Annotated in this window: 9 protein-coding genes; 6 read left to right on the forward strand and 3 right to left on the reverse strand. The window is 72.4% G+C overall.

Annotation, left to right across the window (positions count from 1 at the left end):
* Positions 1-97: 97 nt before the first annotated feature.
* Complete coding sequence (locus tag ACZ49B_RS35840; RefSeq protein ID WP_468314587.1) at positions 98-1111, reverse strand: LacI family DNA-binding transcriptional regulator; 1014 nt, start codon at positions 1109-1111, stop codon at positions 98-100.
* Positions 1112-1394: 283 nt separating this feature from the next.
* Here ACZ49B_RS35840 and ACZ49B_RS35845 point away from each other — a divergent pair, with 283 nt between their 5' ends.
* The 6 genes from ACZ49B_RS35845 (at position 1395) to ACZ49B_RS35870 (ending at position 8406) form a co-directional block, all read left to right on the forward strand.
* Positions 1395-2669 carry an MFS transporter gene (locus ACZ49B_RS35845; protein ID WP_468314590.1) on the forward strand — a complete coding sequence of 425 codons (1275 nt, stop codon included), beginning with the start codon at positions 1395-1397 and terminating at the stop codon, positions 2667-2669.
* A 114-nt stretch (positions 2670-2783) separates the two neighbouring features.
* Positions 2784-3488 (forward strand): alpha/beta fold hydrolase, encoded by a 705-nt coding sequence (locus ACZ49B_RS35850; protein ID WP_468314593.1) that lies wholly within the window; start codon positions 2784-2786, stop codon positions 3486-3488.
* Between the two features lie 58 nt (positions 3489-3546).
* The gene (locus tag ACZ49B_RS35855; RefSeq protein WP_468314596.1) at positions 3547-4980 is read left to right on the forward strand and encodes an amidase; all 1434 of its coding nucleotides are present in this window, start codon (positions 3547-3549) and stop codon (positions 4978-4980) included.
* Positions 4981-6732: 1752 nt separating this feature from the next.
* Positions 6733-7407: an O-methyltransferase gene (locus ACZ49B_RS35860; RefSeq protein WP_468314599.1), complete on the forward strand. Its 675-nt coding sequence runs from the start codon at positions 6733-6735 to the stop codon at positions 7405-7407.
* A gap of 53 nt (positions 7408-7460) precedes the next feature.
* On the forward strand, positions 7461-7895 hold the full coding sequence (locus tag ACZ49B_RS35865) for an ester cyclase (RefSeq protein ID WP_468314602.1): 435 nt from the start codon (positions 7461-7463) through the stop codon (positions 7893-7895).
* 46 nt (positions 7896-7941) lie between these two features.
* Positions 7942-8406, forward strand: a complete 465-nt coding sequence (locus ACZ49B_RS35870; protein ID WP_468314605.1) for a type II toxin-antitoxin system PemK/MazF family toxin — start codon at positions 7942-7944, stop codon at positions 8404-8406.
* A 59-nt stretch (positions 8407-8465) separates the two neighbouring features.
* Here the strand turns inward: ACZ49B_RS35870 and ACZ49B_RS35875 are convergent, their stop codons facing one another.
* Complete coding sequence (locus ACZ49B_RS35875; protein ID WP_468314608.1) at positions 8466-8783, reverse strand: hypothetical protein; 318 nt, start codon at positions 8781-8783, stop codon at positions 8466-8468.
* Between the two features lie 28 nt (positions 8784-8811).
* The coding region (locus tag ACZ49B_RS35880; RefSeq protein ID WP_468314611.1) for a TIGR02452 family protein at positions 8812-9113 on the reverse strand (302 nt) is incomplete at its 5' end.

Below are 9113 nucleotides of genomic sequence, written 5' to 3' on the forward strand. Positions count from 1 at the left end.
TGCCGCCACGGGCCTGTCGTCGCCTGTCGTCGCCGAGCCTGTCGTCGCCGGGCTTGCGGTCACGGCCTGCCGGACGGGCCCCCGTACGGGGCTGCCGTCAGGTCGACTCCCGGTGGATCGCCACGGCGGCGATCAGGTCGTGCCGCTGCGTGATCTCGGCCGGCTCGCGCACCGCCTGGTCCACCAGCGCGGCCAGGTGGTCCCCGGTGGGCAGCTCGATCTGCACCGTACTCAGCCGGGGCCGCAGCAGCCGGCCGATGAGCAGGTCGTCCGCGCCCATGACCGCGACGTCCTCGGGGACCCGCAGGCCCTCGTCGAGCAGGGCGCGCATCAGCAGCATCGCGTACTCGTCGTTGTACGCGAACACCGCGTCCAGGCCGAGGGAGCGCCACCGGGCGGCCAGGGCGGCGGCCGACTCCTCCGAGTAGGCCATCGGGAGCGGCTCGATCGCGGCGGCCCCGATCGAGCGGGCGCCCTCCAGCCGGGGCGCGGAGAAGAGCTCCAGCCCCTCCTCCTCGGGAACGACGACGCCGATGCGCCGGTGGCCCCGCTCGACGAGGTGGGCGGCAGCCCGCGCGCCGACCTCGCTCTGGTCCATGACCAGGGCGTGGGCCCCGGGGACACCGACCGGGCCCATCGTGATCACCGCGCGGGCGCCGGCCCGTTTGAGCGTGGCCACGTTGTGCGCGGACAGGGTGATCTCGCCCAGGGAGATCACCGCGACCGGGCGCAGCTCGGCCCAGGCGCGCGCGGCCTCGTCGCCGCTGAGGCCGAGGCTGCCGTACTGGACGACGGTGTAGTCGAGGCGGCGCAGCGACCACTGGAGCTCGTTCAGGAAGGCGCTGTAGAGCGGGCCGATCGGCACGTGCGAGGTGGGCAGCAGCACGATCCGGGTGTGCCCGGCGCGCAGGCTGCGGGCGGCGGCGTGCGGCACGTACCCGAGTTCCTCGGCGGCCTGGCGGACCTTGCGGCGGGTCGGTTCGCTGATGCGTACGGCTTCCGCGTTGTTCAGGACGTACGAGACCGTCGCGCGCGACACACCGGCGAGCCGGGCCACGTCGGCGCTCGTCGGCACGGGGGCCGGCTTCGGCGATTTCGATGACTGTGACATTGCCGTGGCATCTTTCCAGACCGGTTGCACCCGGGGGCTAGCGGATGGCCGGAAACGAATGCTACACAGTGGTTACACGCTTCATTGACACGTGTAACCCGGGTGCCACATCCCGTTCCCCGGGGCCGCGCAGCACGTGTCCGACCGTGTCCCGCCGTGCCGTCGCCCTGTCGTGTTCCGTCGCACCCCCGCCGTCACGACAGGGCGGCGCGCACCTCTCCGCGCTCGCACCACACCCCCCACCCACCCTCATCCGCCCGAAGAACCCGCCCAGGAGGGCACCGTGGCCCTTTCCTCCCCCGGCGCCGGCACCGCCGGAGCCACCCCCGACGACGCGTCCGCCGCACCCGCAGCCCCCACCTCGCGCGGTCCCGGTCGCGGCCTGTTCCCGTTGCTGCTCGTCGGCAACAGCGCGATGTACACGCTCTACGTCGGCGTCGCCGGTGTCGTGCTCGCCCTGCAGGTCGAGGACGTCGACCCGGCGAACAAGGTCTCCAACTTCGGCCTGATCGCGGGGGTCTCGGCGATCTTCGCCACGGTCTTCAACCCGGTCGCCGGCGCGCTGTCCGACCGCAGCGGACGGCGCAACCCCTGGATCCTCGGCGGCGGACTCGCCGCCGTACCGGCCATGTTCCTGCTCGGCTTCGCCGACACGATCCTGCTGATCACGATCGCCTGGTGCCTCGGCCAGGCCGTCATGAACGTCTACCAGGCCGCCATCACCTCCGTGGTCCCCGACCGGGTCCCGAAGTCCGCCCGCGGCAAGGCCTCCGCGGCCGTCGGGCTCGGCCTGCCCTTCGGCTCCACCCTGGGCGCGCTGCTCGGCGCGGCGTTCGCGGAGGACTACCGCACCGGGTACCTCGTCTTCGGCGCGATCGTGGCGGGCGCCGCGGTCCTGTTCACGGCCTGCACGCGTGAGGAGCGGCTCCCGGCGCGCGCCCCGCTGCCGGTCAAGACGCAGCTCGCCGCCTTCACCGGCGCCCTGCGGGACCACGACTTCCGCTGGGCCTTCATCGGGCGGGCGCTGCTCGTCCTCGGGTACTTCGCGGTCAGCGGGTACCAGCTGTACATCCTCCAGGACCACACGGCGCTGCCCGAGGGCATGGAGCCGGAGGCAGCGGTGGCGGTGCTGATGCCACTGACCAGCGTGGCGATGGTCGTCTCCACGGTCCTCGGCGGCTACCTCTCCGACCGGTTCGACCGCCGCAAGCTCTTCGTGGGCGCCTCCGCGCTGCTGTCGGCCGTCGCGCTCGTGATCCCGGCCGTGTCGGCGAGCTGGACGGCGATGCTGGCCTTCGCGGCGGTCAACGGGCTCGCGTTCGGCTGCTACATGGCCGTGGACACGGCTCTGGTGACGATGGTGCTCCCGAAGGCGGAGGACGCGGCCCGCGACATGGGCGTACTCAACATCGCCAACGCGGGACCACAGATCATCGCGCCGTTCATCGCCTCGGTGATCGTCTCGCTGAGCGGCGGCTACACCGCGCTGTTCGCCGTCGCGGCGGTCCTGTCGGTGGCCGGCGCCCTGGCGGTGAAGCCGATCCGCAGCGTGCGGTGACGGCCGGCGGGCGACCGCCGCTCTCGATTCCGAGGAACTCTTCCGGGGATCTCTCCCCCGCTCCCCCTCCCACGCTTTTGGCGTGCACCCCCGTTTCCCGAGAAAGGCATCACCGTGCAACTGCACACCCACACCTGGGGCAAGGGCGACCGCGTCGCGCTCCTGATCCACGGCATGATGGCCGACCACCGGACCTGGCGCCGGGTGGGTCCCGCACTCGCCGAGCGCGGGTACCGCGTCATCGCCGTGGACCTGCGGGGACACGGCGCCAGCGGGCGCGGCGAGTACACCCCGGAGCTCTTCGCGGACGACGTGGTCGAGACCCTGCCGGCCGGCGCCGACCTCGCCGTGGGCCACTCGCTGGGCGGGCTGACCCTCTCCCTGGCCGTGGACCGGCTGAAGCCGAAGCGGGCGGTGTTCTCCGACCCGGCCTGGCATCTGGCCAGCCCGTCCGAGGGCCTGGATCCGGAGGCGTTCGTGCAGTTCAAGTCCGCGCCCAGGGAGCAGATCCGGGCGATGAACCCGCGCTGGGAGGAGGCGGACATCGACGTCGAGCTGGAGACCCTGGCCATGTGGGACGAGTCGACGGCACTGAGCCTGGCGTCCCTGTTCGGTACCGACCTGCTGCCGGCGGCGCCGTCGGTTCCCTCGCTGGTACAGCTCGCCGACCCGAGCTTCCTCATCTCCCCGGAGCGCGCCGCGCTCCTCGAGGAGCGCGGTTTCGAGGTGCGGTCGGTCGCCGGCGCCGGACACACCATCCACCGGGACGACTTCGACGGTTTCATGGCCTCGCTCGAAGGCTGGGTCCAACCGCTCTAGCCACCCTCGGCCCCTCCCCGTTACCGTCGGTCCTACCGAGCGGTAACGGGGAGGTCCGATGTCGGTGCCGTCAGGTACGAAGGCTTCAACTGTCGCTTCCGTCTGTTCCGGTCTGGTGGACACGGCGAAGGCACTCGCCGAAGGAGGCGTCTCCGCACGTCGGTTGACCGAGGAGGCGCTGGAGCGGATCGCGGCCGCGCAGCCCGAGCTCAACGCCTTCCGGATCGTACGGACCGAGGCCGCGCTCGCCGAGGCGGACGCGGCCGACCGGCGGCTGGCCGCAGGCGAGCGGCTCCCGCTGCTCGGCGTACCGGTCGCCGTCAAGGACGACATGGACGTGGCCGGGGAGCCGACCGCGTTCGGCTGCGCCGGGGAGTTCCCGCCGAAGACCGCCGACAGCGAGGCCGTACGGAGGCTGCGCGCGGCCGGCGCGATCATCGTCGGCAAGACCCAGACGCCGGAGCTGGGGCAGTGGCCCTTCACCGAGGGGCCGGCGTTCGGGGAGACCCGCAATCCGTGGAACCCGGCCCACACCCCCGGAGGTTCCTCCGGCGGCTCGGCGGCCGCGGTGGCCGCGGGGCTGGTCCCGGCGGCGCTCGGGTCCGACGGGGCGGGTTCGGTACGGATCCCCGCGGCCTGGACCCACCTGGTGGGGGTCAAGCCGCAGCGGGGACGCATCTCCACCTGGCCGGAGCCGGAGTCGTTCCACGGGCTGACGGTCAACGGCGTGCTGGCCCGCACCGTCGCCGACGCGGCGCTCCTGCTGGACGCCGCGAGCGGCCAGCACCCCGGGGACCGCCACCAGCCGGCACCCGTCTCGGCCCTCGAGGCGACCCGCCGCACCCCGCGCCGGCTGCGCATCGCCCTGTCGTTCGGGATGGCTTTCACGGCGACGCCGAAGTCCCTTGATCCGGAGGTCCGTTCGGCGGTGGAGCAACTGGCCGCGCGGCTGGAGGCACTGGGCCACGAGGTGGTCCCGGCGGACCCCCGCTACGGGCAGATCGGCCTGACCTTCGTCCCCCGCGCGACCCGGGGCGTACGGGACTGGGCGTCGCGGGTACCGGATCCCGACCTGCTGGACCCGCGCACGCACGAGGCGATGCGCACGGGCCGCATCCTGGGCGGGCTGCCGCTACGGGTGTCCCGCCGGGCGGAGGTGCTGCTACGGCGGCGGGTCGGTGAGATCTTCGGCCGGTTCGACGTGGTCCTGACCCCGACGACGGCCACTCCACCGCTGCGGATCGGGGCCCTGTCCGGACTCGGGGCGATGGCCACGGACCGGGCGATGATCGCGGCCTGCCCGTACGCCTGGACGTGGAACGTCCTGGGCTGGCCGGGGGTGAACATCCCGGCGGGACTCACGACGACGGGCCTCCCGATGGGAGCCCAACTCCTGGGCCCGGAGGGCGCGGAACCCCTGCTGCTCGGGCTGGCCGCACAGGCGGAGGCGGCGGGGGCCTGGGTGCAGAGGTGGCCGGGCGGGGTCGGATGAGCTGACCGGAGGCGCCGGGAGCGCAGCCGTCGAGTCGGCACAAAGGTGTCGATCGGGATGCCCGGGGGGCGGGGGCGCGCGAGCGGGGTCGGATGAGCTGACCGCGAGCCATGAGCGAGGCCCGACCACTCGGCGCCGGAAAGCCCGGCCGGGACAGAGTCTGGCGGGGGCTGTCGACTCGGTGTCGGAGTGGGTACGGGGGCTTCCCGTCAGTCCACTGTCCTTCCGTGTCGTGCCGGTCCCTCAAGGGCGCTCCTCCTTCGTCGTCGCGTCGCTTCGCGATGGCCTGCGGCCACCCTTGACCGACCGACCCGCCCCGGAATGCCATAAGACTGCCGGGAAGCCCCCGAAGGATGGCCGGGGGGTTCGGATTCCGACCTGCCCAGATCAGAGATGCCGAGCAGGGGCCCCTGGTCATCCGGAGTCCGTTCACCAGGACCACCGAGGTGGAGCAGGGTCGGGGCCAGGGGGAGGGGAACGCCTCCCTCAAGGGCCCATAGGCACCCTTTCCGCACCCAGGCAGGGTCAACCTGCACCAGACAGCGATGAGATGACCATGCGGTCCCGGTTGGACCGTGGACGCCCCAAATCGCTACGCGCTTCTCTCTGTTTGGCGTCCGGCGGCCGTCTGGGGCCGGTCATAAGCCGCCCACGACCGGCAGAGGTCAGCCTGGGATGCGAGTGCGGGTTGTTTGTCCCGTTTTGGCGACCGGTTGAGGGGTGAATGGGCGCCTGCCGGAGTGAGAGGTTGAGAAATCCGGCATCAGGCTCCCCCTCGCCCGCTTTTCACCCCAACTAGCGTGCAGACGCCCGGAAAGCCCCCCTGGGAGGTGTCTGGGCGGCCTATGCCCAGCCCCAGACGGCCGTCGGACGCCGAGAGATGAGGAGCGCGTAGCGATTTGGGGCGCCTGCGGGCCCACCCCTACCGACAGGGGCATCTGGTCGCTGTCTGGTGCAGGTTGACCCTGCCTGGGTGCGGAAAGGGTGCCTATGGGCCCTTGAGGGAGGCGTTCCCCTCCCCCTGGCCCCGACCCTGCTCCACCTCGGTGGTCCTGGTGAACGGACTCCGGATGACCAGGGGCCCCTGCTCGGCATCTCTGATCTGGGCAGGTCGGAATCCGAACCCCCCGGCCATCCTTCGGGGGCTTCCCGGCAGTCTTATGGCATTCCGGGGCGGGTCGGTCGGTCAAGGGTGGCCGCAGGCCATCGCGAAGCGACGCGACGACGAAGGAGGAGCGCCCTTGAGGGACCGGCACGACACGGAAGGACAGTGGACTGACGGGACGCCCCCGGACACACTCCGACGCCGAGTACGCGGACCCCTCCGCCCGTACGTCCCGATCCATCCTCCCGACGCCGCTCGCACAGCCCCCGCCCCTGGCCCCCCGACCCACCCTCCCGACGCCGCTCGCACAGCCCCCGCCCCTGGCCCCCCGACCCACCCTCCCGACGCCGCTCGCACAGGCCCCGCCCCTGGCCCCCGACCGGCCCTCCCGACGCCGACCGCAAAGCCCCAACCCCCGGGGTCCGGACCCACCCCTTCCGCTCCCCCAGGGAACTCCCCACCAACCCTCCCGCCCCCTCCGCCCCCGCCCCCGCCTCACCGTCCACCCCCACCCCCACCCCCAGCCGGCACGCCACCACTCACTCCCCCACCCTCAACAACCCGTTGAAAGATCCCCGATCTCGTGTAAGTTTCCTTTGGGAACTAATCGTCAGCGAGCATGACGGCGAAGGGGAGCAGGAGCACTCATGGCTCAGCATCAGCATCAGCAGACGTGGACCGCCGTCGACGACTACTTCGGCGAGCTGCTCGTCGAAGAGGACGAGGCGCTGGCCGCGGCGAACGTCGACTCCGACGCCGCGGGGTTGCCCGCGCACCAAGTGGCCCCGAATCAGGGCAAGCTGCTCAACCTCCTCGCCCGCATCCACGGCGCCCGCACCATCCTCGAGATCGGCACGCTCGGTGGCTACAGCACCATCTGGCTGGCCCGGGCCCTGCCCGCCGGCGGGCGGCTCGTCACGCTCGAGGTCGACGAGCGCTGCGCCGACATCGCCGCCGCGAACATCGCCCGGGCCGGACTGGACGAGGTCGTCGACATCCGGCGCGGCCGGGCCATCGACCTGCTGCCGGGACTCAAGGACCAGGCCCCGTTCGACCTCGTCTTCATCGACGCCGACAAGCCGTCGAACCCGGACTACCTCGCGTGGGCCCTCGAGCTCACCCGCCCCGGCAGCATCATCGTCGGCGACAACGTCGTCCGCGACGGCGCCGTCGTCGACCCCGACAGCACCGACCCACGCGTCCAGGGCGTCCGCCGGTTCACCGAACTCATCGCCGAGCACCCGAGGCTGACCGCCACCGCCCTCCAGACCGTCGGCAGCAAGGGCTACGACGGCTTCGTCCTGGCCCTGGTCACCGACTGACCGGCACTGCTCGTATGCTCGCGTCGACCGACGACCCACGGGGGGGGAACGACATGAGCGCGATCACCGAAGACAACAAGCGGACCGTCCTCGGCTTCTTCGAAGCCGTCAGCGAGCGCCGGCCGGATGATCTGGCGCAGTTCATGGCCGCTGACGTCATCGACCACAACAAGATCATCCACGGCGAGGCCGACGAACCCGGCGCCGCCTTCGACGGCATCCGCAGCCAGCTTGCCGCCTTCAACCCGCTCGTCGTCGACGTGGAGGAACTCGTCGGCGAGGGCGACCGCGTCGTCGCGCGCGTCACCCAGCGTGGCACCCACAACGGCACCCATCCGCGGATGCCCGAGCCCACCGGCCGCGCATTCGAGGTGGAGGCCATCTGGATCTTCACGCTCGCCGAGGGGAAGATCTCACAGATCCGGGCGGTCAGCGACCGCCTCGGGATCTTCCTCCAGCTGGGTTGGGACTGGCCGCAGGCCGACTGACCGGCGCTGCCGCGCCGACGGGGCTCGAGCCAGTAACCTCACCCGAATGACGGCACTTTCCCACCACAGCTCCGACCCCGTCGAGCAGCCCGGGCGCAGCGGGGCCACCGCCACCACCGAGGCCGATCCGCATGCCATCGGGCCGGTGCGTACCGAGTACGCACCCGACAAGGACGGTGACCCGGACCCCGGCGAGATCGTCTGGACCTGGGTCCCCTACGAGGAGAACGACGGCCGCGGCAAGGACCGCCCGGTGCTGGTCGTCGCCCGGGAGGCGGGCGGGCGGACGCTGCTCGCCGTACAGCTGTCCAGCAAGCGGCACGACAACGACCGGGAGTGGGTGCCGATCGGGACCGGGCCGTGGGACGGCGCCGGGCGGGAGTCCTGGGTCGACGTGGACCGGGTGCTGCGCGTGCACGAGGCGGGCATGCGGCGCGAGGCGTGCGCCCTGGACCGGGGCCGGTTCCAGCTGGTCGTGAACCGGCTCCGCGAGCGCTACGGCTGGCGGTAGCCGCCCGGGCGCGGCCGCGGATCCGGCGGCAGTCGGCCGGGCACGGTTGTCGCCGCGGATCAGCCGGCGAGGCCGGCCAGTCCGGTCTCGGCGTAGTGCGGCCAGGTGTCGCCCTGCGCAGCGGGCAGGGCGACCCAGTCCTTGAAGGGGCGCCCTGCCCCGGACGGGTCGAAGAGTTCGGCGCCGGGCAGGGACAGGGCTTCGGCGTGTGCCGGGGTGCCCACCCCGAGTTTCACGGCGAGGGCATCGCCGTTGAGGCAGGCGAAGACCTTCCCGCGGTCCTTGAGGGCGCGCGCGCCGAACATGGCGCCCGCGGTGACGCCGTGCGGGGCGAGGTCGGCGGCGATGTGGTCGAACAGCGCATCGGGGTCGGTCACACGACGAGTATGGCGGCCCCCACCGACATCAGCCCGCGAACGCCCGCTCGAACGCTTCCCGGGGCCCCGGATTGCGGTCCAGTACCCCGAACACCACCCGTTCGAAGACCCCCGCGAAGCGCCCCGACAGCAGGGCCCGGAAGGCCTCCGCGACCTCCGCGGGGTCGTTCTGGAACACCCCGCACCCCCAGGCTCCCAGCACCAGCCGCGGATACCCGTGCAGCGTCGCCGTCTCCAGGACGCGCTCCGCGCGCCGGGCCAGGGGGGGGGGGGGGGGGGGGGGGGGGTTCTGTTTTCTNGGGGGGGGGGGGGCTGCGTTTTGTTTCGGGG

It is taken from the genome of Streptomyces sp. NPDC031132 (assembly GCF_055570595.1).